The 22,606-nt window shown below is 64.3% G+C and carries 26 protein-coding genes; 17 read left to right on the top strand and 9 right to left on the bottom strand.

Annotated features, from left to right (window positions below):
• Positions 1 to 380: 380 nt before the first annotated feature.
• The 4 genes from F8R15_RS14530 to F8R15_RS14515 are packed head-to-tail and all read left to right on the top strand — an operon-like array spanning position 381 to position 5,247.
• Positions 381 to 2,033, top strand: a complete 1,653-nt coding sequence (locus F8R15_RS14530; protein ID WP_152845070.1) for a glucan biosynthesis protein — start codon at positions 381 to 383, stop codon at positions 2,031 to 2,033.
• On the top strand, positions 2,030 to 2,242 hold the full coding sequence (locus F8R15_RS14525) for a hypothetical protein (RefSeq protein WP_078540302.1): 213 nt from the start codon (positions 2,030 to 2,032) through the stop codon (positions 2,240 to 2,242). Before F8R15_RS14530 ends, F8R15_RS14525 begins: the two co-directional genes overlap by 4 nt.
• A 1-nt stretch (position 2,243) precedes the next feature.
• A complete protein-coding gene (mdoH, locus tag F8R15_RS14520) occupies positions 2,244 to 4,058 on the top strand; it encodes a glucans biosynthesis glucosyltransferase MdoH (protein ID WP_152845069.1) in 1,815 nt (604 codons plus the stop codon).
• Positions 4,051 to 5,247, top strand: coding sequence for an OpgC family protein (locus tag F8R15_RS14515; protein ID WP_172976236.1), 1,197 nt, complete (start codon positions 4,051 to 4,053; stop codon positions 5,245 to 5,247). The genes mdoH and F8R15_RS14515 overlap by 8 nt, the downstream gene beginning before the upstream one ends.
• Positions 5,248 to 5,260: 13 nt before the next feature.
• On the opposite strand, the gene F8R15_RS14510 is transcribed toward F8R15_RS14515, so the two are convergent.
• Positions 5,261 to 6,157 (bottom strand): LysR family transcriptional regulator, encoded by an 897-nt coding sequence (locus F8R15_RS14510; protein WP_078540305.1) that lies wholly within the window; start codon positions 6,155 to 6,157, stop codon positions 5,261 to 5,263.
• 123 nt (positions 6,158 to 6,280) lie between these two features.
• On the opposite strand from F8R15_RS14510, the gene F8R15_RS14505 reads away from it, so the two are divergent.
• The 8 genes from F8R15_RS14505 (at position 6,281) to trmD (ending at position 12,027) form a co-directional block, all read left to right on the top strand.
• Positions 6,281 to 6,853: an FMN-dependent NADH-azoreductase gene (locus tag F8R15_RS14505; RefSeq protein WP_152845067.1), complete on the top strand. Its 573-nt coding sequence runs from the start codon at positions 6,281 to 6,283 to the stop codon at positions 6,851 to 6,853.
• Between the two features lie 205 nt (positions 6,854 to 7,058).
• Positions 7,059 to 8,558 carry a signal recognition particle protein gene (ffh, locus tag F8R15_RS14500; RefSeq protein WP_152845066.1) on the top strand — a complete coding sequence of 500 codons (1,500 nt, stop codon included), beginning with the start codon at positions 7,059 to 7,061 and terminating at the stop codon, positions 8,556 to 8,558.
• 4 nt (positions 8,559 to 8,562) lie between these two features.
• Positions 8,563 to 9,105 carry a GNAT family N-acetyltransferase gene (locus F8R15_RS14495; RefSeq protein ID WP_152845065.1) on the top strand — a complete coding sequence of 181 codons (543 nt, stop codon included), beginning with the start codon at positions 8,563 to 8,565 and terminating at the stop codon, positions 9,103 to 9,105.
• The gene (locus F8R15_RS14490) at positions 9,102 to 9,398 is read left to right on the top strand and encodes a chorismate mutase (RefSeq protein WP_078522032.1); all 297 of its coding nucleotides are present in this window, start codon (positions 9,102 to 9,104) and stop codon (positions 9,396 to 9,398) included. Before F8R15_RS14495 ends, F8R15_RS14490 begins: the two co-directional genes overlap by 4 nt.
• A 45-nt stretch (positions 9,399 to 9,443) precedes the next feature.
• Entirely contained in the window at positions 9,444 to 9,815 is a 372-nt protein-coding gene (gene rpsP / locus F8R15_RS14485) for a 30S ribosomal protein S16 (protein ID WP_078545070.1), read from the top strand.
• Between the two features lie 83 nt (positions 9,816 to 9,898).
• Positions 9,899 to 10,405, top strand: coding sequence for a ribosome maturation factor RimM (gene rimM / locus F8R15_RS14480; RefSeq protein ID WP_078522034.1), 507 nt, complete (start codon positions 9,899 to 9,901; stop codon positions 10,403 to 10,405).
• A gap of 4 nt (positions 10,406 to 10,409) precedes the next feature.
• The gene (locus F8R15_RS14475) at positions 10,410 to 11,225 is read left to right on the top strand and encodes a hypothetical protein (RefSeq protein ID WP_152845064.1); all 816 of its coding nucleotides are present in this window, start codon (positions 10,410 to 10,412) and stop codon (positions 11,223 to 11,225) included.
• On the top strand, positions 11,218 to 12,027 hold the full coding sequence (gene trmD / locus F8R15_RS14470) for a tRNA (guanosine(37)-N1)-methyltransferase TrmD (protein WP_152845063.1): 810 nt from the start codon (positions 11,218 to 11,220) through the stop codon (positions 12,025 to 12,027). The genes F8R15_RS14475 and trmD overlap by 8 nt, the downstream gene beginning before the upstream one ends.
• Positions 12,028 to 12,176: 149 nt before the next feature.
• Here trmD and F8R15_RS14465 read toward each other — a convergent pair whose 3' ends face one another.
• Positions 12,177 to 12,716 carry a lysozyme inhibitor LprI family protein gene (locus tag F8R15_RS14465; protein ID WP_172976235.1) on the bottom strand — a complete coding sequence of 180 codons (540 nt, stop codon included), beginning with the start codon at positions 12,714 to 12,716 and terminating at the stop codon, positions 12,177 to 12,179.
• Positions 12,717 to 13,175: 459 nt separating this feature from the next.
• Between F8R15_RS14465 and rplS the strand changes: the two genes are divergently transcribed.
• Positions 13,176 to 13,553, top strand: coding sequence for a 50S ribosomal protein L19 (rplS, locus tag F8R15_RS14460; RefSeq protein ID WP_075775806.1), 378 nt, complete (start codon positions 13,176 to 13,178; stop codon positions 13,551 to 13,553).
• Between the two features lie 11 nt (positions 13,554 to 13,564).
• On the top strand, positions 13,565 to 13,786 hold the full coding sequence (gene rpmE, locus F8R15_RS14455; protein WP_078522037.1) for a 50S ribosomal protein L31: 222 nt from the start codon (positions 13,565 to 13,567) through the stop codon (positions 13,784 to 13,786).
• 84 nt (positions 13,787 to 13,870) lie between these two features.
• Here the strand turns inward: rpmE and F8R15_RS14450 are convergent, their stop codons facing one another.
• Positions 13,871 to 14,581: a YoaK family protein gene (locus F8R15_RS14450; RefSeq protein ID WP_172976234.1), complete on the bottom strand. Its 711-nt coding sequence runs from the start codon at positions 14,579 to 14,581 to the stop codon at positions 13,871 to 13,873.
• 166 nt (positions 14,582 to 14,747) lie between these two features.
• On the opposite strand from F8R15_RS14450, the gene F8R15_RS14445 reads away from it, so the two are divergent.
• Complete coding sequence (locus F8R15_RS14445) at positions 14,748 to 15,209, top strand: N-acetyltransferase family protein (RefSeq protein WP_368731054.1); 462 nt, start codon at positions 14,748 to 14,750, stop codon at positions 15,207 to 15,209.
• A gap of 101 nt (positions 15,210 to 15,310) precedes the next feature.
• The gene (gene metG / locus F8R15_RS14440) at positions 15,311 to 17,020 is read left to right on the top strand and encodes a methionine--tRNA ligase (protein ID WP_152845060.1); all 1,710 of its coding nucleotides are present in this window, start codon (positions 15,311 to 15,313) and stop codon (positions 17,018 to 17,020) included.
• 141 nt (positions 17,021 to 17,161) lie between these two features.
• On the opposite strand, the gene F8R15_RS14435 is transcribed toward metG, so the two are convergent.
• The 4 genes from F8R15_RS14435 to argC form a co-directional block, all read right to left on the bottom strand.
• The gene (locus F8R15_RS14435) at positions 17,162 to 17,656 is read right to left on the bottom strand and encodes a holin family protein (protein WP_152845059.1); all 495 of its coding nucleotides are present in this window, start codon (positions 17,654 to 17,656) and stop codon (positions 17,162 to 17,164) included.
• Positions 17,647 to 18,258 carry a holin-associated N-acetylmuramidase gene (locus tag F8R15_RS14430; RefSeq protein ID WP_152845058.1) on the bottom strand — a complete coding sequence of 204 codons (612 nt, stop codon included), beginning with the start codon at positions 18,256 to 18,258 and terminating at the stop codon, positions 17,647 to 17,649. Before F8R15_RS14430 ends, F8R15_RS14435 begins: the two co-directional genes overlap by 10 nt.
• Before the next feature lie 85 nt (positions 18,259 to 18,343).
• Positions 18,344 to 18,787: a cytochrome c maturation protein CcmE gene (gene ccmE / locus F8R15_RS14425; protein ID WP_078522044.1), complete on the bottom strand. Its 444-nt coding sequence runs from the start codon at positions 18,785 to 18,787 to the stop codon at positions 18,344 to 18,346.
• Between the two features lie 63 nt (positions 18,788 to 18,850).
• Entirely contained in the window at positions 18,851 to 19,879 is a 1,029-nt protein-coding gene (gene argC / locus F8R15_RS14420; protein WP_152845057.1) for an N-acetyl-gamma-glutamyl-phosphate reductase, read from the bottom strand.
• A gap of 103 nt (positions 19,880 to 19,982) precedes the next feature.
• On the opposite strand from argC, the gene F8R15_RS21950 reads away from it, so the two are divergent.
• On the top strand, positions 19,983 to 20,798 hold the full coding sequence (locus F8R15_RS21950) for a DUF805 domain-containing protein (RefSeq protein ID WP_152845056.1): 816 nt from the start codon (positions 19,983 to 19,985) through the stop codon (positions 20,796 to 20,798).
• Between the two features lie 18 nt (positions 20,799 to 20,816).
• Here the strand turns inward: F8R15_RS21950 and murI are convergent, their stop codons facing one another.
• Together murI and F8R15_RS14405 are read right to left on the bottom strand one after the other, a co-directional pair.
• Positions 20,817 to 21,629 (bottom strand): glutamate racemase, encoded by an 813-nt coding sequence (gene murI, locus F8R15_RS14410; protein WP_078545045.1) that lies wholly within the window; start codon positions 21,627 to 21,629, stop codon positions 20,817 to 20,819.
• A gap of 40 nt (positions 21,630 to 21,669) precedes the next feature.
• Positions 21,670 to 22,572 (bottom strand): lysophospholipid acyltransferase family protein, encoded by a 903-nt coding sequence (locus F8R15_RS14405; RefSeq protein WP_152845055.1) that lies wholly within the window; start codon positions 22,570 to 22,572, stop codon positions 21,670 to 21,672.
• Positions 22,573 to 22,606 lie beyond the last annotated feature (34 nt).

Below are 22,606 nucleotides of genomic sequence, written 5' to 3'. Positions count from 1 at the left end.
GATGGATGCGACCGCACTCTCCCCCCGCGCAAGCATTACTTTACCTGCGCACAGGGGGCATGTCTGTCAAGCTTCGCGACGGCGTTTCCTGAGTAGAATCGCAAGGCATTGTGCGGAGGCCGCCTCAAAGCGGCACCGATCGGCCCCTCTCCCGCCATTTTGCACATGCGGCATTCTGCAGCACAAATGTCGCTGAATCGGCGGGAAATCGCGCTTTTCGATGCATGGATGGGCGATGTTATGCGAGAATCGCATGGCTCGGCCCTGTCCGCCCGAGCGGCCTCGCTTACCCTCTTGCAGTTTTTCCAGGCATGTGGCTATGCAAAACGCAGCACGGTGGTTTTTCTCCGTGCGAAGCGACTGTAATCGCAGGGAAACAGATGCCTAATCCCCGCACTGTGCAAGTGCCCCAATTCTCCCGCCGACAGCTCCTCGCCGCCGGTTCCGCTTTTGGCGCGTTCGCCGCCGCGGGAGGCTGGCCCGGTCATGCGCGCGCGCAAGATAGCGCCGCCCCGGCCGAACCCTCCACCGCGCCCGCCCCGACCCCCGCCGCACCGCAGCAATCGCCGTTTTCTTTCGACGATCTCGCGGCACGGATGCAGAAGGCCGCGAAGGGAGACGCCGTTCCGCCCGAGACCAGCTCGGCCGATTTCCTGAGCAAGCTGGATTACGACAGCTACCGGATGATCCGCTTCGACCCGGACAAGTCGCGCTTCGAGAATATCGAAGACACGCGCTTCGAGTTGCAGGCCTTCCATCTGGGCTGGCTGTTCAAAGAGCCGGTGCATCTCTCAAGCGTCGAAAACGGGCAAGCGAGCCCGATGAACTTCTCGACCGACGATTTCATCTACCAGAGCAAAGCCCGCAAGATCGTCCCCGAACATGCCGATCTGCCGGGCATCGCGGGCTTCCGGCTAAACACGCCGCTCAACCGCCCCGATGTCATGGACGAACTGATCGCGTTCCAGGGCGCGTCCTATTTCCGCGCGCTCGGCCGGGGTTCGGCCTATGGCCTTTCGGCCCGCGGGCTTGCCGTGAACACCGGCGTCTCCGTCGCCGAAGAATTCCCGCGCTTCACCCAGTTCTGGGTCGAGACCCCGGCCTCGGGCGCGACCTCGATCACCGTCTTCGCCGAGATGCATTCGGCCTCGCTGACGGGGGCCTACAAATTCGTCATCACCCCGGGCGAGGCGACCTCGGTGGACGTGACCGCGCGGCTCTTCATCCGCGAGGATATCCAGCAGCTCGGCGTCGCGCCGCTGACCTCGATGTTCCTTTACGGACCGCGCAACCGGCATAATTTCGACGATTACCGTCCGCGCGTGCATGACAGCGACGGGCTCGCGATCGAACAGGCCGATGGCGACAAGCTGTGGCGCCCGCTGCAGAACCCCAACAAGCTCGCCTCCTCCTATTTCGCCGAGAGTGCGCCGCAGAGCTTCGGCCTCTATCAGCGCGAGCGCGAATTCGATCATTATCAGGACGCCTCGGCCCGCTACGAGCGCCGCCCCTCGGTCCGCGTGACGCCGCAGGGCGACTGGGGCAAGGGCATGGTTCGGCTGGTCGAGATCCCCTCGAAACTCGAGGTGAACGACAATATCGTCGCTTTCTGGGTGCCCGAAGCTCCGGCAAAGGCAGGCGATGCGCTGGAATTCGCCTATCGGCTGGAATGGGGCGATCTGCCCCCCGATCCGAGCGATCAGCGTGCCTATGTGGACCAGACATGGGCCGGGACCGGCGGTGTCTCGGGCGTCGAGAACACCAAGGGCACCCGGAAATTCGTCATTGATTTCAAGGGCGGAGAGATTTCGCGCCTGCCGGCCTCGGCCGTCGACGAAATCAAACCGGTCACCCACGCGAACAAGGGCAAGATCGAAACGCAGACCCTTTCGAAGGTCGAACAGGACAATGTCTGGCGTCTCGTGCTGGATATTTCCGCCGATGGCGACGCGCCCGTGGAACTCTCTGCCACTCTTGCCGGTTTTGGACGGAACCTCTCCGAGACCTGGCTCTACCAGTGGACCAAAACATGATTTCACATTTGACGCTGCCGGAAGTGCCGGCGCTGACCGACCAGCCGCGCGCCCAGCGCCGGCTATCGCCCGAAGACCTCGTTGCCGGGCCCGCCGCGCTGCCGGTGGCCCCGATGGCCATGCCTGCCCAACAGATCGAACCCGATCTTCGGCTGAGCACCCGGCTCGCCCGGATGCTGACCCGCCGCCCGGTCGGGGAAGGCACCTGACATGTCCGCGCTCGCGCGTCCTCGCGGCGCATTGCTGATCGGCCTGCGCGCTCTGGCGCTCGGGCTCGCTGCGCTTGCGGGTATCGGCGCCTTCGTTCTGTTCATTCAGTTCGGCCAGGCCGACGGCTTGCAGACGCTCGACGTCGTGCGCGCGCTTCTGATCCTGATCTCGACGCTCTGGCTCGCCTGGGGCGCGGTGCAGGCTCTGATCGGGTTGACCTCGCGCGCCGAGCCGCCGCCGCGTGTGGACCCGCATGCGCGCATCCAAGGCCGTACGGTCGTGTTGGTGCCGGTCTATAACGAAGACCCGGTCTCCACCTTCTCGCGCGTGGCCGCGATGGATGCCTCGCTCGCCGCGACCGGCGACGACGCGGAGGTGCATTTCGCGATCCTCTCGGACACCCGCAAGGACGACATCGCCCAGCGCGAGGTGCAGGTTTTCGCCCATCTCGTGGAAGAGCGTGACGCGCTTGGCCGGTTCTTCTATCGCCGCCGCACCAACAACGTGGGCAAGAAGGCCGGCAATATCGAGGATTTCATCACCCGCTCGGGCGCGGCCTATGATTTCGCGCTGATCCTTGATGCCGACAGCCTGATGGAAGGCGAGACGATCCTGCAGATGATCCGCCGGATCGAGGCCGAACCGCGTCTCGGCCTGTTGCAGACCCTGCCGAAAGTGGTGCGGGGAAGCTCGCGCTTCGCCCGTGCGATGCAATTCTCGGCCAGCTTCTTCTCGCCCGTCTTCGCGCGCGGCCTTGCGATGCTGCAGGGCAAGACCGGCCCGTTCTGGGGCCACAACGCCATCGTCCGGACCCGCGCTTTCGCCGAAAGCTGCGGCCTGCCCGCGTTGACGGGCCAACCGCCCTTCGGTGGGCATGTGATGAGCCATGACTATGTCGAGGCAGCACTTCTGGCGCGCAACGGCTGGCTGGTGCGGCTCGACGACGATCTGGAAGGCTCCTTCGAGGAAGGCCCCGAGAATATCGTCGATCACGCGAAGCGCGACCGCCGCTGGTGTCAGGGCAACCTGCAACATGCGCGCATCATCGGCGCACCGGGGCTGCGCGGCTGGTCGCGGTTCGTCTTTGCGCAGGGCATCATGGCCTATATCGCGCCGCTGTTCTGGCTGGGCTTTCTCGTGGCCTCGGTCGCGGCGCCCCTGTTCGTGCCACCGCCGGATTACTTCCCCGAGCCCTACTGGCCCTTCCCCTATTTCCCGCCGTCGGAGGCCTCGAAAGCGATCGGCCTCGCCATCGGCATCTTCGGGCTGCTGCTGGTGCCGAAATTGCTGATCGCGGCGCGTGCGGCGATGAACGGCACCGCGCGGGGCTTCGGCGGCGGCAACATCGCCTTCGCTTCGACGCTGGGCGAATTGCTGTTCTCCTCGCTCACGGCTCCGGTGCTACTGGCCTTCGCCACGCGCTCGGTCTTTCAGGTGCTGTTCGGCGCGGATGGCGGCTGGCCCACCAACAACCGTGGTGACGGGCGGCTGAGCGTGGCCGACGGGTTCAACGCGGCGTGGTGGATCGTCGCCATCGGGGCTGCGGGCCTTGCCGTCACATGGTGGCTCGCGCCGGGTCTGCTGTTCTGGCTGCTGCCGGTGGGGCTGCCGATGATCGCCGCACCGTGGCTTATCTCGTGGTCGTCGCAGCCGTCGCGCTCGCAGCTGATGCTGGTACCGAGCGAAATCGACACGCCGCGCATCCTGCGTCTGCACGATGCGATCTTCACCCGCTGGGAAAACGCTTTCCCGACCCCCGAGGGCGACCGCGCCGGCTTCGCGGACGCCCCTCACCGGAGCCCCGCACATGCGTAATATCGCGCTGATGAAACCCGGGCGCGACCTGCGGATCGATCTGTTCCGCGGCCTCGCGCTGGTGATGATCTATATCGATCACATCCCGGGCAATCTTTACGAGAACTTCACCTCCCGCAATCTGGGCTTCTCGGATGCGGCGGAGGGCTTCGTCTTCATGTCCGGCCTCGCCGCCGCACTGGCTTACGGTCCGGCGCTCGCGAAGGGGCTGAACTGGGAAGGCACCTCGCGGCTCTGGGGCCGGGCGTGGCTTCTCTATCTCGTGCATATCCTGACCGCCGTCTGGGCGATCGCCATCGTCTCGGCCGCCGTGCAGTTCTGGGGCAACGAGGCGATGCTGTCCAAGAACGCGATGAAGATCTATGGCACCGACCCGTTCGGCTTCCTGATCGGGATCGCGACGCTGGGCCACCAGCTGGGCTATGTGAACATCCTGCCGATGTATATGGCGCTCCTGTTGATGGCGCCCGCGCTGATCCGGATTGGACAGCGCAGCAAATTGGCGCTGCTGGCGACCTCGGTCGGGCTTTGGGTGGCGACGGGGCTGTTCCGGCTGAACCTGCCGAACTATCCGATGGAAGGCGGCTGGTTCTTCAATCCGCTGGCGTGGCAACTGGTGTTCAGCCTCGGCATCCTGACCGGGCTGTCGCTGCGCCAAGGCAAGCGGCTCGTGCCGGTGAAAGGCTGGATCATCGCGCTCGCGGCGGGCTGGCTGGCGCTGACCTTCGTGTGGATCCACAACGGCTGGATGCTGAAGAATTTCGGCCACGCGGTCTGGCAGTTGCGCCAATGGAACGTGCCCTTCTTCATCGCGGGTTTCGACAAGACCTTCGTGTCGCTGCCGCGCCTGTCGCACCTGCTGGCGCTCGCCTACATCCTGTCGCTGCCGGGGATCATCCCGCGCATCGCCGAGGCGCGCGTGTTGGAGCCGATCCGGATGCTGGGACGTCACTCGCTGCCGATCTTCGCACTCGGCACGGTGCTGGCAATCGCGGGCCAGACGTTGAAGCAGGTGCATCCGGGCGGGTTCTGGCAGGATACGCTGCTGATCTTCGGCGGGCTCGCGCTGCAATTCGCCTTCGCCTACGGGCGCGACAATTTCGGCGCGAAGGCCGTGGCGCGACGCCGGAAGGCCCGCGAAGAGGCCGAACCGGCACCGGCCCCCGTGCGGCTGCACGCAGCCGAATAGCTCAGTTCTGAAGTCAGCTCAGGATCAGGCCGTCCGAACGGGCCGCCTGTTCCTTGATCGCTTTCACGGCGGCCTGAACCTTCGGCGTCCGGTGCAGATCGACATGGGTCACCAGCCACAGGTTGGTGTCCCAGGTATCGTAAGGCTTCACCACCTCTTCGAGCGTCGGATCGGCACGGCCCATCGGCACGGTCAGGAAGCCCAAGCCCAGACCCGCCTTGATCGCATCGACCTGGCTTTCATGCTCGTTCGCGCGGAACACGACCTGCTCGTCGGGCACGTTGTCGCGCAGCCAACGGTAGAACGGCGCGCGGCTGTCGCGGTTGTCGTTCGAGACGAAGCGATGCTTGGCAAGCTCCTCCTTGGAGCGCGGGATTCCGAAGCGCTCGACATATGCGTGGCTCGCATAGAGCGCGTTCTGCATCCGACCCAGCGACTGTACGACGTTGTCAGGCTCGGTCGGGCGGTTGCCGGCGCGGATAGCGACATGCGCCTCGCCATATTCCAGCCGGAACACGCGCTGATCGGTGAGATAGCGCAGACGCAGCCCGGAATATTCGCCCAAGAGCTTTTCCATCGCGGGCAGAACAAGCACCGAAACCGCGGTCAGCGACGTCACGATCAGCTCGCCCGTCACTTCGTCCCCTGCCCCCGCGATCCGGGCGGCAAGCTGGCTGAACTGATCCTCTGTCGCCTGCCCCACGGAGAGCAATTGCTGCCCCGCTTCGGTCGGCGTGTAGCCCCGCGGATGGCGCTGGAACAGCTTCGTGCCCAGCTTGTCTTCCAAGGCATCGACATGGCGGATCACCGTCGCGTGGTGAACGCCCAAAACCTCTGCCGCCCCCGAGACGGTGCCGATGCGCGCCACGTGGAAAGCGGTGCGAATTTCATCCCAACTGTCAAAGCTCATGCTGTGCATCCGTGAACATAATCTGCTCGATCATGCCCGTTGCGTTCTAGATTGCAAGAGACAAGTAAGGTGCAGAACGAAATTCACGACCCCACATCGAACACGTTTTACGGAGTCCTCCCCATGACCAAGACCCTGCGTATCGACAGCTCCATCAAGGGCGACGCGTCGATCTCCAAACGCCTCACCGACAAGATCATCGAGCGGATCGGCGGCGACGTCACCACCCGCGATGCGACCACCATTCCCACCATCGACGGAGCATGGATCGGCGCAGCCTACACCCCGGCCGACCAGCGCAGCGACGAGCAGAAAAAGCTGCTCGCCCTGTCCGACGAGCTGATCGCCGAACTCAAGGCCGCCGACACGATCGTCATCGGTTGCGGCGTCTACAACTTCGGCGTCACCGGCCCGCTCAAGCACTGGATCGACATGATCTGCCGCGTGGGCGAGACCTTCCGCTACACCGAGGCTGGCCCCGAAGGCCTCGCCGGTCCGAAGCGCGTTGTCATCGCCTACTCTTCGGGCGGCGTGCCGCAGGGCTCCGCCTTTGATTTCGCGACGCCCTACATCAAGCAGGTTCTGGGCTTCATCGGCATCACCGACGTGACCGTGGTCGCAGCCGAGGGCGTGAACCTCGATGAAGAGGCGGCGATCGCCAAGGCCGAAACCCAGATCATCGAACTCGCAGCCTGATCCCCCAGTCTGCAAAGACGTTCCTACCTCCCCAGACTGGCCCCGTGGTTGACTCCGCGGGGCCTTTGTCATAGTTCACGCGAGATTTCCCCGGAGGACGAATCCCTCCGGTCCCGGCATGAGGTCGGGATCGCCACCAGTCAGCGCGTTGCGCCCACTGGTGCGCTTGTCGTTTGTCCCGGCCCCAATCACAGGAGGGTGGCCCATGTTCGAAAGTCTATCAGAGCGCCTAGGTGGCGTCTTCGACCGGCTGACCAAACAAGGTGCGCTTTCCGCCGATGACGTGAAAACGGCCATGCGCGAAGTGCGCGTCGCGCTTCTCGAAGCCGACGTTTCGCTGCCGGTCGCCCGCCAGTTCATCAAATCGGTCGAGGGCAAGGCCACCGGCGCCGCGGTCACCAAATCGGTCACACCGGGCCAGCAGGTCGTCAAGATCGTCCATGACGAGCTGATCAAGATGCTCGCGGGCGAAGAGGCCGCCGATGCGCTGAAGATCGACAACCCGCCCGCGCCTATCCTGATGGTCGGCCTGCAGGGCTCGGGTAAGACCACCACCACCGCCAAGCTCGCCAAGCGTCTCAAGGACCGCGAAGGCAAGCGCGTGCTGATGGCCTCGCTCGACACCAACCGCCCGGCGGCGATGGAGCAGCTGCAGATCCTCGGCACCCAGATCGGCGTCGACACGCTGCCGATCGTGAAGGGCGAGAGCGCCGTGCAGATCGCCAAGCGCGCGAAGCAGCAAGCGACGCTCGGCGGGTATGACGTCTACATGCTCGACACCGCGGGCCGTCTGCATATCGACGAAGTGCTGATGGACGAGGTTCAGGCGGTGCGCGATGTCGCGAACCCGCGTGAGACGCTCCTCGTCGTCGATGGCCTGACCGGTCAGGACGCGGTCAACGTCGCGACCGAGTTCGACGAGAAGGTCGGCGTCTCGGGCGTCGTGCTGACCCGGATGGACGGCGACGGTCGTGGCGGTGCGGCGCTTTCGATGCGCGCGGTCACCGGCAAGCCGATCCGCTTCGTCGGTCTGGGCGAGAAGATGGACGCGCTCGAGACCTTCGAGGCCGAGCGTATCGCGGGCCGCATCCTCGGCATGGGCGATATCGTCGCCCTCGTGGAGCGCGCGCAGGAGACGCTGGAACAGGAACAGGCGGAGCGCATGGCCAAGCGCTTCCAGAAGGGCCTGTTCAACATGAATGACATGAAGAACCAGCTCGATCAGATGATCAAGATGGGCGGGATGCAGGGCGTCATGGGAATGATGCCGGGCATGTCGAAATACGCCAAGCAGGCCGAAGATGCGGGCCTGAACGACAAGACGATCACCCACCAGATCGCGCTCATCAACTCGATGACCAAGAAAGAGCGCGCCAACCCGCAGATCCTTCAGGCGAGCCGCAAGAAGCGCATCGCGGCGGGCGCAGGCCTCGAGGTGTCCGACCTCAACAAGCTGCTGAAGATGCACCGTCAGATGTCCGACTCGATGAAGAAGCTCTCGAAGATGGGCAAGGGCGGCATGATGAAACAGGCGATGAAGATGATGGGCGGCAAGGGCGGCGGCGCGCCGGATCTGGCCAACATGGATCCCGCCGAGGTCGAAGCCGCCGCGAAAGCGATGGGCGGCAAGATGCCCAAGGGCGGCATGCCCGGTCTGGGCGGCGCGCTGCCGCCGGGCCTGTCGGGTTTCGGCAAGAAGAAGTAATCCGATGACCGTCGCGCTCTCCCCCACCCCTGTTCTCGAGACCGAGCGTCTCGTGCTCCGCGCTCCGAAGGCTGCGGATTGGGCGGCATGGCGCGATTTCTACATGTCCGAGCGCAGCCACTGGTTCCGTCCGGTGAAAGAGCCGACCCCGGAAGCCGCATGGCGCAGCTTCGCTGCGATCACCGGCCATTGGGTTCTGCGCGGCTGGGGCATGTTCGTGATGACCGAGCGCGGCTCGGATCAGGGGTTCGGGGCGCTTGGCCCCTGGATGCCCGAGAGCTGGCCCGAGGCCGAGATCGCGTGGTCGGTCTGGTCGCAAGACGCCGAGGGCAAGGGCTACGTGGCCGAGGCTGCGCGCGCGGTGATCGCCCATGCGTTCCGCGACCTGAAATGGTCCACCGCGGTCAGCTACATCGACCCGAACAACACCCGTTCGACCGCGTTGGCCGAGCGTCTGGGCGCGCGCCCCGACCCGCAGGCCGCCTATCCCGGGGAGCCGCCGATCGTCGTCTGGCGTCACCCCGCACCGAAGGAGGCCGCCGCATGAGCGATGCAACCACCCGTGCCGCTGAGTTGCTGAAAGAGCATCGCGACAGCATCGACCGGCTCGATGCGGTGATGATCTACACGCTGGCCGAACGCTTTGCCCAGACGCAGGCCGTCGGCAAGCTGAAGGCAGAGCACGACCTTCCGCCCTCCGATCCCGATCGGGAGGCCAAGCAGATCGCCCGGCTCGAAAAGCTGGCGAGCGATTCCGGGCTCGACCCGGAATTCGCGAAGAAGTTCCTCAATTTCGTGATTTCGGAAGTGATCCGGCATCACGAGAAATTCCAGAAATGACGGGCCATCCGGCCCATCACCAGCCATCCAAAGGAGACAACTGACATGGCTATGAAAATCCGCCTCGCTCGTGGGGGTTCCAAGAAGCGTCCGTTCTATTCGATCGTCGCTACCGACTCGCGCATGCCGCGTGACGGCCGCTTCCTCGAGAAGCTGGGCACCTACAACCCGCTGCTGCCGAAAGACAGCGAAGACCGCGTGAAGATGAACATCGAGCGCGTGAAGTACTGGCTCGACCAGGGCGCGCAGCCGACCGATCGCATCGCGCGCTTCCTCGAAGCAGCTGGCGAGCGCAGCAAGCCGACCCGCGCCAACATGAAGAAAGCCGTTCCGGGCAAGAAAGCCCAGGAGCGCGCCGAACAGCGTGCCGCCAAGGCCGCCGAGGCGAACGCTGAAGAAGCACCCGCCGAAGAATAATCGGCAGCTATGGATGGCTGGCGGGCCGGGCGCGATATGTGCCCGGCCCCTGCCCCATCCGATCTAGCACAGAGGATCGCATCATGACCCAACCCGAACGCGTCTGCGTGGGTGCCATCGCCGGAGCTTTCGGCGTGCAGGGCGAAGTGCGCCTCAAGAGTTTCTGCGCCGAACCCGAGGATATCGTGGGCTATGCCCCGCTTTATACCGAAGACGGCGCGCGCCAGTTCGACGTGACGCTGACGCGAGGTCTGAAGAACGGGCTGGGCGCGCGGCTGTCGGGTGTGGCCACGAAGGAAGAGGCCGATGCGCTGCGGGGCGTGACCCTCTGGGCCGACCGCGACAAGCTGCCCTCGCTTCCTGACGACGAATTCTACCATGCCGACCTGATCGGGCTGACGGTGGTCGATACCGGCGGCACCAAGATCGGCACCGTGCGCGCGGTCCACAATCACGGCGCGGGCGACATCCTCGAAATCTTCGCGCCCGGTCGCAAACAGGCGCTGCTGCTGCCCTTCACCAAGGCCATCGTGCCGACCGTGGACCTCGCCGCGCAGCGTATCGTCGCCGACCCGCCCGAGGATCTGTAATCGGATGCGTGTGATCGTCCATCCGGGCTTTCACAAGACCGGAACCTCCACGATCCAGACCGGACTTCGCGAAGTCAGCGCCCATTTGCCCGACTGGGCGATTGCGCTCCGCGAAGACATTCCCGATGCCGCCGCCGCCGCCCGCGCCTTTTCACTGACTCGCGACCCGTTCGAGCTGGGGCTCTATCAGGCCGCGCTGGCCAATTGGGCCGACGCTCTCCCCGAAGACACCACGCAGGCTGTGATTTCCATCGAAGGGCTCGCAGGCCACATGCCGGGCCGCGATGGCGTGCTGGACTACTCCGCGACGCCCGCCCTGATGGGCGCACTGGCCGAGGTCTTCCAGGCAAAATACGAAGACGCGCTGGAGTTGCAGCTGTTTCTGACCACCCGCGAAAAGACCGCGTGGATCGAGAGCCTGCATTGGCAGCATGTGCGCAGCGGCATGTTGACGGACTCGCTCGACACCTTCCGCACCCGGCTGTCGGGCTTCGACCTCGCCCCCGTTCTGCGCGAGATCGTGAGCACTGTGGACCCCGCCCCGGTGACATGGGTGATGCTCGACGAAGCCCGTGCCAATCCCCACGGCCCGCTGACGCCGCTCCTCGATCTGATGGGCGTCCCCCCCGAGGTGCGCGCGTCGCTGGGCCTCGGGATCACAGCCAATGCACGCCCGCGGAGGGTGGACCGGGCGGCGCTGGCCGACCAACTCGCCGCGATCAACGGCGAAGGGTTGCCGCGCGCGGCTACAAAAGAGAAAAAGCGCGCCATATTGCGGGCAGCATGGCGCGAAGAGGCAGAGGCGAAATCCGATGAGTGACGACAAACCCAAGCTCGCGACCAAGTCGCATGGCCGCCTGACGATCTCGCCGACGCGCAAGCCCAGTTCGCTTATGGACGAGCCGCCGCGGCTCAAAGGCGCGTGGACCGCGAAGATCGTCACGCTCTTCCCCGAAGCCTTCCCCGGCACGCTGGGCCTGAGCCTTCTGGGTCGCGCCCGCGATCTGGGCCTCTGGGCGCTCGAGACGATCGACCTGCGCCCCTTCGGCATCGGCAAACACCGCAACGTCGACGACACCCCCGCCGGCGGCGGCGCGGGGATGGTGCTGCGCGCCGATGTTGTGGGCGAGGCGCTCAAGCAGGCCGCCCACGGCACGCCGGATGACCGCGCGCGCTGGCCGGTCGTCTATCTCTCGCCGCGCGGCAAGCCGCTGACGCAGGAGATGGCGCGCCGCTTTGCCGAGGCCGACGGCATGACGCTTCTCTGCGGGCGGTTCGAGGGCGTGGACGAGCGCGTGCTGGAACATTTCGGCGTCGAGGAAGTCTCGATCGGCGATTTCGTCCTGACGGGTGGCGAGGTGGCCGCCCAAGTGCTGATCGACGCCACCGTGCGCCTGCTCCCCGGCGTGCTCGGCAATGCCGAGAGCGCGGTCGAGGAAAGCCATTCCAGCGGGCTGCTGGAGCATCCCCAATACACCCGCCCCGCCGAGTGGGAAGGCCGCTCGATCCCCGAAGTGCTGACCTCGGGCAACCACAAGAAGATCGAAGACTGGCGCCGCGAAATGAGCGAAAAGCTCACGCAGGAACGGCGACCGGATTTGTGGGAGAAGCGTGGGCAGTGAGGGGGGCTAGATACCTTTTGCCGATGGCAAGAAAGACATCCCGCCAATGTATAGGGCACACCCGGCGACTGCCGACTCTTCGCTATAAACCCAAGACATAAATCTCTTTATTGAAGACCTACCTTCAACCGATCCAGTCTCCACCAGCCTCAGTTTTCGATGGTGAAGTAGTCTTCTAAGTTCGCAGCTTGCTGGATCGAAAGGCGCGTAGTGCATTCAGCCGTTATCGCCCCCCAGCCCGAGCCCCCAGCGTGCCAGCCAACGATATTCTCTCCGGAGCACATTGCATTCGCGAACTGAAGCCAAAGCCTCTGAGCGGCGCGCAGATTAGCGACCGCTTCTTTGTCATGAGGGCGCTCCGGGCCTTGCTTCAGTATGCGTTGATACACAGCATTCAAGTGCTCGTCCGCGCGGTCCAAGCCGATGTAGTTGCAATACTCGTGAGGAGACACCGCAGCTCCTCCGGGAATGGGGAGACCTTTGGTTTCGAGCACTCCCTCCAAATCTCGTACACACTTGTGAATGCCTGCAACGACACAAGCTTCTCGATCGATCGGCTCGCGTGCGAAACAATCTTCAACTTGCAGATATGACTTATTGTACTCAGCTGCGGCTGCATCCCAGTCATTTGCTTGCGCATCGCTTCCGGCAATCGCTAGACCCAAAAAAATCGCCACCTGTCTCAGCATCGGTATTTCCTTAAAATAACTTGATTGAAATTGAATGTGACCCGGCATGCACAAATTGGCCTTCTGTCTATAGGCAATTTGCCGGACGAGGCGGAGAGGTCAAGCGTTTGATTTGTTGAACGCTGTCATGGGGATGCCGATGGAGCAAAATATGGTTTAAAGCAGGCTAGCCAACACATCGCAGCCACGCCCCCACTTCCCCCTTGATCCGTTACCCATTTCCCCGTAATACGCGCGGGTCTGGAGCCGGAATCGGCCCTCGGACCCTTTTGCTGTCGCCCGGCGGAGCCTTCTTCGGTCCGCGTCACGGCACCGGCGAAGGGCGCAAAAAGCGAAAGACGACCTGAAATCTCCCGCGGGCGCGACCCTGAAAAGGCGACCGGACCCGATGAAGACGCGGAGCTCTGAGGCGGCGAAACCTTCACGGGACAAACCGTGAGCATGTGAAAGGACGTTGCGATGAACCTGATCGCACAGCTCGAGGCGGAACAAATCGCCGAGCTCAACAAGACCATCCCGGATTTCAAAGCCGGTGACACCATTCGCGTCGGCTACAAAGTGACCGAAGGCACCCGTTCGCGCGTGCAGGCCTATGAAGGCGTCTGCATCTCGCGCAAGGGCGGCGACACGCTGGCGGCTTCGTTCACCGTGCGCAAGATCTCCTTCGGCGAAGGCGTGGAGCGTGTGTTCCCGCTGTATTCGACCAACATCGACTCGATCGAAGTGGTCCGCCGTGGCCGCGTGCGTCGCGCCAAGCTGTACTACCTGCGCGCTCGTCGCGGTAAGTCGGCTCGTATCGCCGAAGACACCCACTACAAGCCCAAAGCTGCGAAATAAGGAGCGGGACGATGAAAGCCGAAACCCATCCCGACTACCACACGATCACCGTCAAGATGACCGACGGGACCGAGTATCAGACCCGCTCGACCTGGGGCTCCGAGGGCGACACCCTCACCCTCGACATCGACCCGACCTCGCACCCGGCGTGGAACGGTGGTTCGTCGCGCCTCATGGACACCGGTGGTCGCGTGTCGAAGTTCAAGAACAAATATGCCGGCCTCGGCTTCTGAGCCTGAGCTGCATGACTGTTACGGAAAAGGGCGCCTCGCGGGCGCCCTTTTTCATGTGTGTCGTCATGTGCATAGCCGCGAGGGTCACCGCCCCCCGCGATAGACCTTGCGCAGTTCCGGCACGGCGATGACGATCAGCAGCGCTGCTGCCAGCGCGAAGACCATCGGGCCGATGCGCTCGTAGCCCAGCACGCCTGCAATCCCGCCCGCGAAGAAGGAGCACAGCGTCGCGACATGCAGCAGGAGCCGCGAGCGCAGCACCTGCCTGGTCTCCGCATCGCGCGCGCCCGGCAAAAGCGCCGCAAGCTCAAGCCCCAGATCGGTCGCGATGCCGGACACATGGCTCGTGCGCACCCGCCCGTCCGAGATTTTCGTGCTCGCCGCGTTCTGCAGCCCCATCAGGAAGCTGAGCCCGATCATCATCAGATGCTCGCTCATCGCCGCGGCCCAGACCATGTCGAGGATCGTCAGCACGATCAGCAGCGCGGCTTCCAGCAGGATCGACAGCGCGTAGATCCCATGCAGCCGCCGGCGCTGCCCCACGTCGATCAGCACCCCGGAGGCGAATGCCCCGAAGACGAAGGCCAGAAGCAGCAGCAGGAACCAGATCGCCGTGCCGAACCGCCCCAGCGCAAGCAGGTCGGTCGCGGTCGAGACATTCCCGGTCATGTTGGCCGAGAAATAGCCGAGCGCCCGGAACCCGGCCGCATTCACCGCGCCCGCGACCAGCGCCAGCCAGACCGCCAGCGCGAGGTCGATCGAAACGCTCCGATCGTCTCCGGCATGTATCAGCACCGCTTGCCCCCTACGCTCGCTCAGTCTCTCGCCCCGACTATCGACGCCACCCGCGCAAAAGCAAGTCTTGGAGGCGTCGCGCGTGGCGCCTCGTTTCGTGATTTGCCCCCGAAAGGCCCCGCTTCCACAGTCACGCGCGATTTCAGACAATTGATAGGAGCCGCCCGTGAGAACCCGAAACGCCACGCCCGCAGACGCCGCAGCCTTGGCCGACGTGCTCGAAGAGCTGGTGAGCTCGGGCCAGCGCAGCAAAGCCAGCGACGCGGAATTCGTGCGGTCGCATTATCTGGAGCATCCCGACCTCATCCGCTGCGCGATCTGCGAGGATGACGAAGGCCATGCCCTCGGGCTCCAGTCGCTCAAACATGCGCGTGCGGGCAATCCCTACGAGACGCCGGAAGGCTGGGGCATCATCGGCACGCATGTACGCCCCTCGGCGGTCCGGCGCGGTGTCGGGCGCAGACTGTGGGCTTGGAGCCTCAGCGCGGCACGCGGCGCAGCCCTTGTGAAGATCGAAGCCTATATCGGCGCAGAGAACGCCGCTGCGCTTGCCTATTACGGCCAAGCGGGCTTCGAGACATGGCGTGAAACCGACGGTGCGATCGGCAAGGTCTACACGCTCGACTGATCGCAAAGCCGCAAGAGGTGCGTCTCGCCGCTCCCCCCTAGCCCTTCCCATGATTCCCTAGTAAACCCGCGCTCAAACGCTCCACAGCAAGAGGGTCCTACATGGCGCGCCATCTCATTACCTCGGCCATTCCCTATATCAACGGCATCAAGCACCTCGGCAATCTCGTGGGCTCGCAGCTGCCGGCTGATCTCTTCGCCCGCTACCAGCGCGCGCGGGGCAACGAGGTGATGTTCATCTGCGCCACCGACGAGCACGGAACCCCCGCCGAACTGGCCGCCGCGAAAGCGGGCAAGCCGGTCGCCGAGTACTGCGCGGAGATGCATGAGGTTCAGGCGAAGATCGCGGAAGGGTTCCGGCTCAGCTTCGATCACTTCGGGCGCTCGTCCAGCCCGCAGAACCATCGCCTGACGCAGCATTTCGCGGTGAAGCTGGCCGAGGCCGGGCTGATCCGCGAAGTCTCGGAAACCCAGATGTATTCCAAGGCCGACGGGCGCTTCCTGCCCGACCGCTATATCGAAGGTACCTGCCCCAATTGCGGCTTCGAGAGCGCGCGCGGCGATCAATGCGACAACTGCACCAAGCAGCTCGACCCGGTGGACCTGATCAACCCGCATTCCACGATTTCCGGCTCGACCGATCTGGAGATGCGCGAGACCAAGCACCTGTTCCTGCGCCAATCGGCGATGAAGGATCGGCTGGATGCGTGGATCGACAGCAAGTCCGACTGGCCGGTGCTGACCACCTCGATCGCGAAGAAATGGCTCCATGACGGCGACGGGCTGCAGGACCGTGGCATCACCCGCGACCTCAGCTGGGGCGTGCCCGCGCAATTCGAGGGTGCGCCGTGGTCGGGCATGGAAGGCAAGGTCTTCTATGTCTGGTTCGACGCGCCGATTGAATATATCGCCGCGACCGAGGAATGGACCGAGAAGACGGGCGGCGATTGGGAGCGCTGGTGGCGCACCGACAAGGGCGCCGACGACGTCACCTACACCCAGTTCATGGGCAAGGATAACGTGCCCTTCCATACGCTCTCGTTCCCCGCGACGATCCTCGGCTCGGGCGAGCCGTGGAAGCTCGTGGATTACATCAAGTCGTTCAACTACCTGAACTACGATGGCGGCCAGTTCTCGACCTCGCGCGGGCGTGGTGTCTTCATGGATCAGGCGCTGGAGCTTCTGCCCGCCGATTACTGGCGCTGGTGGCTTTTGTCCCACGCGCCCGAAAGCGCGGATGCCGAATTCACCTGGGAGAATTTCCAGGTCTCGGCGAACAAGGACCTTGCCGATGTGCTGGGCAACTTCGTCAGCCGGATCACCAAGTTCACCCGCTCGAAATTCGGCGAGGCGATCCCGGAAGGCGGAAGCTGGGGCGAGCAGGAAGCGGCCCTGATCGAGGATCTGACCACCCGCATCCGCGCCTACGAGACGCATATGGAAGAGAAGGATATCCGCAAGGCGGCGATGGAGCTGCGCGGAATCTGGGTCGCGGGCAACGAATACCTGCAGGCGTCGGCACCGTGGTCGGTGTTCAAGACCGACCCCGATCAAGCGGCGGCCATCGCACGGCTCGCGCTGAACCTGATCCCGATCTACGCGGTGCTCTCGGCGCCCTTCATTCCCGATGCGGCGAAGAACATGCTCGAGGCGATGGGCAACGCGGATCGCGGCTGGCCGGGCGATGTGAAAACGGCGCTCGAGGCGCTGCCCGCAGGTCATGCCTTCACCACACCCGAGGTGCTCTTCCGCAAGATCACGGATGACGAGCGCGAAGAGTGGCAGGAACGCTTCGCAGGCACCCGCGACTGAGACGCATCAGGGGCTCCGCCCCTCTTCGCTTTCGCGAATTCACCCCGGGATATTTCCGGCAATTGGAATCAAAGACCTGCCCTCTTCCAACTGCCTCAAATATCCCGGGGGAGCTCCCGCAGGGAGCGGGGGCAGCGCCCCCTACCCGGTCGGTTTCTCGCCCGCCCGCCAGGCGGAGAGTGCGGCGTTCTCCTCTGACGAAGTGGCGGCGAGCGCAGCGGGAGGCACCGCCGGCGCCTTCTTCATCCGGAAGTAATGCGCCTCGCGCGCGCCGAAATAGAAGCTGACCACCGCGCCGAGTAGCCACCAAAGCGGCTCGGGCACGTAGCCCAAGCCCACCATGCGTTGCGCGAAGCCGACCGGGTCGAGCATCGCATAGACGAAAAGCCCGACGATCCCGAAAGCGAGCACCGGGCGCGGCAGGCGGTTGAGGCCGTTGACGATGCGATCGAAGCGACCGGGTCGGATATATTCGAACTCCGCCCCGTGTTCCTGCAGCGCTGCGAGATAGGCGGCCTGCGCGGCCTCGAGCTTCTTCGTGGCATTGGGCACGAAGACCTCCGCCACCGAACTTGCGGCCTCGCCCGCCGCCTTCACTGCGCCTGCGCCGCCGAACAGGTTCTCGATCATGCCCATTTCGCCACCCGCTTGCGATGCTCGCCCTCGGTGAGGTGAAAGCGCGGCGAGATGAACTCCTCGGCGCGGCGGATCCAGCCGCCCTTCCTGCCCGCCCGCGTCGTCGCGTATTTGCGGCTGGCGGGGCGCGCATCGGCGATCCGGTAGTAATAGTTGCGCCGCGCGATCCCGTAGGCATCGGCGAAGTAGCCGGGCGCGGCTGCATCGGCGAGTTCGGCGGCGGCGATGGTCTGCGGGCCGATGATCCCGTCCACCACGACGCGCTGGCCCATATCGCCCAACAGGCGTTGCAGGATGACAACCGCATTGCCGCCTGCGTTCACATACATGTCGAAGACCGAGGCCTGCACCGAGGGCGGCAACCGGTCGATGCGCGGGCTCTTGTAGTAATGCTCGATGAAAATCTCGGCGGCTTGGCCCGGGTCGAGCGCGCGGATATCCATCTCGTCCACCCGGCCATCGCCGGTCAGATCGCGCCCCAACCGGCGCAGGGTTCCGAGCGTGACGCCGTGCTTGGTCGCACCGCCCGGATCGTCCGGATCATCGACATAACCGCCTTCGCGCGCGACGATCTCCGCCGCGATCTGGGTGACCGATTTCATGGCCTGCCTCCGTTGATGACAACGTCAGGCAGGCTCGGGCCGTGCGATTAAGAGTGCTAAAAGAGAGCGTTCGCCGGGGGTGCGATCAGGAAGACGGGCCCTCGTAGACGCCCTGTTCCTTCAGCGCGTCGACGACTTCCTTGGGCATGTAATTCTCGTCGTGCTTGGCGAGAATCTCGGAGGCCACGAACGTGTCGCCTTCCATCTTGCCCGTACCGATCATGCCTTGGCCCTCTTTGAAGAGGTCCGGCAAGACGCCCGCGAATTTCACCGGAACGGTAGCGCCGCCATCGGTGACCTTGAATTCGATGACCTCGCCCTGACCGCGCTTGAGCGAGCCTTTCTCGACCAGCCCGCCAAGGCGGAACACCTCGCCGGGCTGCGGCGGTTCGGTGGCAAGCTGCGAAGGCGCACGGAAGAAGTTGATGCCGCTCCGCATCGAGTACCCGATCGTGCCGGTCGCGATCACCAAGGCCAGCGCCGCAACGCTGAGCACCTGGATACGACGTTTCTTCTTCAGACTCTTCATCTCTTCGCCTCCTGAGATGCCGCTTCGTCTACCTTACCGCGCCGGCCGTGCCATTGACGCGGATCAAGGGAAGACGGGGGCGAGCATCAGCCCTTCGCTTTCCTCCAGCCCGAGCATGAGGTTCGCGTTCTGGATCGCTTGTCCCGACGACCCCTTGCAGAGGTTGTCGATAGCCACGACCACGAGCGCGCGCCCGGGGATCCTGTCTCCTGATACACCAATATGGGCATAATTGGAGCCAGTTACAGACCTGGTGGACGGAACTGCGCCGAAAGGTAGCATCTCCATGAAGATTTCGTCCGCGTAGCGGTCTGTCAGTGCCTTGTAGACGGCCTCGGGCTCGCCCTTCACATAGGCCGAGGCGAGGATGCCCCGGTTGAAGGGTGCCAGATGCGGGGTGAATTGCACCATCACGGGGCGGCCCGCCAAGGCGCTGAATTCCTGATCGAATTCGCCAAGGTGACGGTGCTTGCCGCCTTGCGAATAGGGGGCGACACCGCCCGACAGCTCTGCGTGCAGCAGGTTTTCCTTCAGCGAGCGGCCCGCGCCCGACACGCCGTTCTTTAGATCGAGGATGATATCGTCGAGGTCGATCACCCCGGCCTCGATCAGCGGGCGGATCGCGAATTGACCCGCAGCGGCGTTACAGCCCGTGCCCGCGACCAGCCGCGCGTCGCGAATCGCATCGCGGTAGAACTCGGTCAGGCCGTAGACCGCCTCTTTCTGCAGCTCGACCGCGGTATGGGGCTTGCCGTACCACTTCTCGTATTCGGCCGGATCGCGCAGCCGGAAATCGGCCGAGAGGTCCACGATCTTCAGATCGCGCGGCAGCTCCTTGATCACCGCCTGCGAGGTCGCATGCGGCAGCGCGCAGAAGGCCAGATCGACATTCGAGAAGTCGATCTCGTCGATCTTCACCAGATCGGGGAGGCCCAGATGGCGCAGATGCGGGAACACGTCGCCCATCGCCATACCGGCCTTTCGCTCGCCCGAGAGGGCCTCGATGTCCATATTCGGATGGGTGGCGATCAGCCGGACGAGTTCGGCGCCGGTGTAGCCCGATGCGCCCAGAATCGCGATTTTCTTCGTCATATCAACCTCCGCGCTTGTCGCTCGGCTCTCCCTTACCCTAAGCTCACACTCAAATAAACTCCGTGTGAACCGGGGTGACGACCGACAGTGAACGAGGCAGGCCGTGGCAGAGCAGTGGTATTACGCCGATGGGAAAGATCCCGTCGGTCCGTTCCCCGCAGAACATATGACGGATATGGTGCGGGCAGGTCGTATCAAGCCCGAAACGATGGTTTGGCAAGACGGAATGGAAGGATGGGAGCCTGCGGGCGATCACTTCTTCCGACGCCCGCGGGAAACCTCGGCCACGGGCGCCGACCCGCATAGCGGCGCGACGAATTACGCGGCCCGCATTGCGCAGCGCCATCAGCAGGAGGGCAAGCTCTCCTCCGCCGATCCCCGCGCCTATGCCGATGCCTCGATCGAACGCGAGCGCGCGAAGCGCGGGATTGGCTCGGACGGGATGTATGCCGGGGCGCCTTCGCGCGGCTTCTTCGAGGCGATCAAGGTCTGCTTCCGGAAATACGTGACCTTCAAAGGCCGGGCGAGCCGGTCGGAATATTGGTGGTTCGTGCTGTTCGTGACGCTCGCAGGGTTCGCAGGCGGCCTTGCGGAAGCCTCGATGGGTCAGGACGGGGCGGCAATCAGCGCGGTGATCTCCATCGCGACCTTCCTGCCCTCGGTCTCGGTAACGGTGCGCCGGCTACATGACACCAACCGCTCTGGCTGGTGGTTCGGGCTTTATATCCTGATGAGCTTCCTGGGGGGCTTCGTGATCGCCTTCCTCGCCATCTCCTCGGGCATCCGAGACCCGGACGCCATTTTCGCGTCGATGGGGATGCTGACGATGCTCTGGGCCATTTTGATGCTGGTTTGGGGCATCATGCTCTTCGTCTTCATGCTGCTCAGGGGTACATACGGCGAAAACCGTTTCGGCTGACCCCTGAGGCGCGGCGGCTCAGGCCGCCTCGAACCGGATCGCGTAGCGCAGGAATTGCGTCGCGTGGCTCGAGACCGAGGCCGGATCGCCCGTTGTCAGGAATTTCGATTCCGTGCCCGCGCCTCTGAATTCGGGGCGACGCTCGAGGTAATCCGCGAGGCTTTCGGCCACCAGATTGGCTTGGCTGTAGACGTCCACGCTCGGGCCCAGCGCTTCCTGGAAGGTCTTCTGCATCAGCGGGTAATGGGTGCAGCCGAGGATCGCGGCTTCGGGCTTCGGCATCCGACGCTTGAGCGCCTCCACATGGGACTTCACCAGCGCCTCGGCGAGAATCTCGTCGCCGGTCTCGATCGCATCGACCACGCCGCCGCAGGGTTGCGCTTCGACATCGACCCCAATCGCGCGGAAGGCCAGTTCGCGCTGGAACGCGCGGCTCGCCACCGTCGCGGGCGTCGCAAACAGCGCCACATGTTTCACCGCCACTTCGCGCGGCGGGGAGTTGTCGCCCCATTTGCGTTCGGTCAGCGCCTCGATCATCGGCACGAAGACGCCCAGCACACGCTTGCCCTCGGGGATCCAGGTCTCCTGCATCCGTTTCAGCGCGGCGGCAGAGGCGGTGTTACAGGCGAGGATCACCAGATCGCAGCCCTCTTCCCACAGGCGCTCGACGCCCGCGCAGGTCAGGTTGAAGATGTCATCGGCATCGCGCACCCCGTAAGGCGCATGGGCGTTATCGCCATAATAGCAAAAGGCCATGTCCGGCAGCCGCTTGGCGCAGGCATCATAGACCGTCAGCCCGCCCAGACCTGAATCGAAAACGCCTACTGCCATGCTCGCGCCCCTCGCCCGTCCGGGCCGCAACAGGCGCCGGTCAGTTTCTATATTTCGCCTCGAACTCGAAGCCATAGCCGTAAGACTTCAAGGGAGTCGGCGACAAGTCATACGTCGCACGGCGCAGGAAATCCATCATCTGTTTCGGGCTCTCACGCAGCGGTGCGAGATCGACCTGCGGGATCGGCTCACCGACGCAGAGCCGCACCGGGCGACTGGCGTGGCGTTTGAACTCGCGGATCATCAGCCCCATGCGCAGGCTGTAGTGCAGATGGCTCGCCAGCTGGAACAGACGGCTGTTATGGCCCTCGAAGAAGACCGGCACCACGGTCGCATCGGATTTCGCGATCATCTTGGCGGTGAAATTGCGCCAGCCCGGATCCATCGGCGCACCGAAGGGCTTGGCCGCGGTCGAGACCGTGCCGCCCGGAAACACCCCGATCGCACCGCCGTCGCCGAGGTAGCGCAGGGCCTCGGCGCGGGTGCGAAGGTTCGCTTTCATGGCGTCTTTGGTCTCGGAGAAATCCACCGGCAGAATGATCCGGTCGATCTCTTCGGCGCGCTTGAAGACGTTATGGGCGAGGATGCGAAAGTCGCCGCGGATGCGCGACAGCAACAGGCCCATGATCAACCCGTCGAGAATGCCGTAAGGGTGGTTGGCGATCAGCACCAACGGCCCGGTCTGCGGGATATTCGTCAGCGCGCCGCGGGTCACATCGATCTGCAGCCCGTAGCGCTCGGCCATCACCTGCCAGAAATCCGCGCCTTGCGCGATGTCGTGCTCGTAGCCGCGTGCGCGTTTGATCAGACCGATCCGCCCGGTCGCGTTCTCCATCGCGCGGATCAGAACCCGCGCGCCTTTCGAGCGCGCGGACCAAGCATATGAGATTTCCTGTGTGGCGTGGCGGACAGGCGTCCGGGGGGCCATCGGGGTGGCGGTCATCTCGAACCTCGGCAACATGGGCTGGCTTCACTCT

Origin of the sequence: Thioclava sp. JE_KL1 (genome assembly GCF_009296265.1) — a bacterium.
In the GTDB taxonomy this organism is placed as follows: Bacteria; Pseudomonadota; Alphaproteobacteria; order Rhodobacterales; family Rhodobacteraceae; genus Thioclava.
Note: the sequence above shows the minus strand (reverse complement) of the source record. Positions and strands in the feature narration are given on the sequence as shown.

Excerpts from the sequence above, each read along its gene's own strand:
- F8R15_RS14405 (WP_152845055.1), bottom strand. The coding sequence starts at position 22,572 with ATGACCGCCACCCCGATGGCCCCCCGGACGCCTGTCCGCCACGCCACA.
- rimM (WP_078522034.1), top strand. The coding sequence starts at position 9,899 with ATGACCCAACCCGAACGCGTCTGCGTGGGTGCCATCGCCGGAGCTTTC.
- trmD (WP_152845063.1), top strand. The coding sequence starts at position 11,218 with ATGAGTGACGACAAACCCAAGCTCGCGACCAAGTCGCATGGCCGCCTG.
- F8R15_RS14525 (WP_078540302.1), top strand. The coding sequence starts at position 2,030 with ATGATTTCACATTTGACGCTGCCGGAAGTGCCGGCGCTGACCGACCAG.
- F8R15_RS14530 (WP_152845070.1), top strand. The coding sequence starts at position 381 with ATGCCTAATCCCCGCACTGTGCAAGTGCCCCAATTCTCCCGCCGACAG.
- F8R15_RS14515 (WP_172976236.1), top strand. The coding sequence starts at position 4,051 with ATGCGTAATATCGCGCTGATGAAACCCGGGCGCGACCTGCGGATCGAT.
- ffh (WP_152845066.1), top strand. The coding sequence starts at position 7,059 with ATGTTCGAAAGTCTATCAGAGCGCCTAGGTGGCGTCTTCGACCGGCTG.
- rplS (WP_075775806.1), top strand. The coding sequence starts at position 13,176 with ATGAACCTGATCGCACAGCTCGAGGCGGAACAAATCGCCGAGCTCAAC.
- rpsP (WP_078545070.1), top strand. The coding sequence starts at position 9,444 with ATGGCTATGAAAATCCGCCTCGCTCGTGGGGGTTCCAAGAAGCGTCCG.
- murI (WP_078545045.1), bottom strand. The coding sequence starts at position 21,629 with ATGGCAGTAGGCGTTTTCGATTCAGGTCTGGGCGGGCTGACGGTCTAT.
- mdoH (WP_152845069.1), top strand. The coding sequence starts at position 2,244 with ATGTCCGCGCTCGCGCGTCCTCGCGGCGCATTGCTGATCGGCCTGCGC.
- ccmE (WP_078522044.1), bottom strand. The coding sequence starts at position 18,787 with ATGAAGAGTCTGAAGAAGAAACGTCGTATCCAGGTGCTCAGCGTTGCG.
- F8R15_RS14490 (WP_078522032.1), top strand. The coding sequence starts at position 9,102 with ATGAGCGATGCAACCACCCGTGCCGCTGAGTTGCTGAAAGAGCATCGC.
- F8R15_RS14505 (WP_152845067.1), top strand. The coding sequence starts at position 6,281 with ATGACCAAGACCCTGCGTATCGACAGCTCCATCAAGGGCGACGCGTCG.
- F8R15_RS14475 (WP_152845064.1), top strand. The coding sequence starts at position 10,410 with ATGCGTGTGATCGTCCATCCGGGCTTTCACAAGACCGGAACCTCCACG.
- metG (WP_152845060.1), top strand. The coding sequence starts at position 15,311 with ATGGCGCGCCATCTCATTACCTCGGCCATTCCCTATATCAACGGCATC.
- argC (WP_152845057.1), bottom strand. The coding sequence starts at position 19,879 with ATGACGAAGAAAATCGCGATTCTGGGCGCATCGGGCTACACCGGCGCC.
- F8R15_RS14435 (WP_152845059.1), bottom strand. The coding sequence starts at position 17,656 with ATGGGCATGATCGAGAACCTGTTCGGCGGCGCAGGCGCAGTGAAGGCG.
- F8R15_RS14430 (WP_152845058.1), bottom strand. The coding sequence starts at position 18,258 with ATGAAATCGGTCACCCAGATCGCGGCGGAGATCGTCGCGCGCGAAGGC.
- rpmE (WP_078522037.1), top strand. The coding sequence starts at position 13,565 with ATGAAAGCCGAAACCCATCCCGACTACCACACGATCACCGTCAAGATG.
- F8R15_RS14465 (WP_172976235.1), bottom strand. The coding sequence starts at position 12,716 with ATGCTGAGACAGGTGGCGATTTTTTTGGGTCTAGCGATTGCCGGAAGC.
- F8R15_RS14510 (WP_078540305.1), bottom strand. The coding sequence starts at position 6,157 with ATGAGCTTTGACAGTTGGGATGAAATTCGCACCGCTTTCCACGTGGCG.
- F8R15_RS14495 (WP_152845065.1), top strand. The coding sequence starts at position 8,563 with ATGACCGTCGCGCTCTCCCCCACCCCTGTTCTCGAGACCGAGCGTCTC.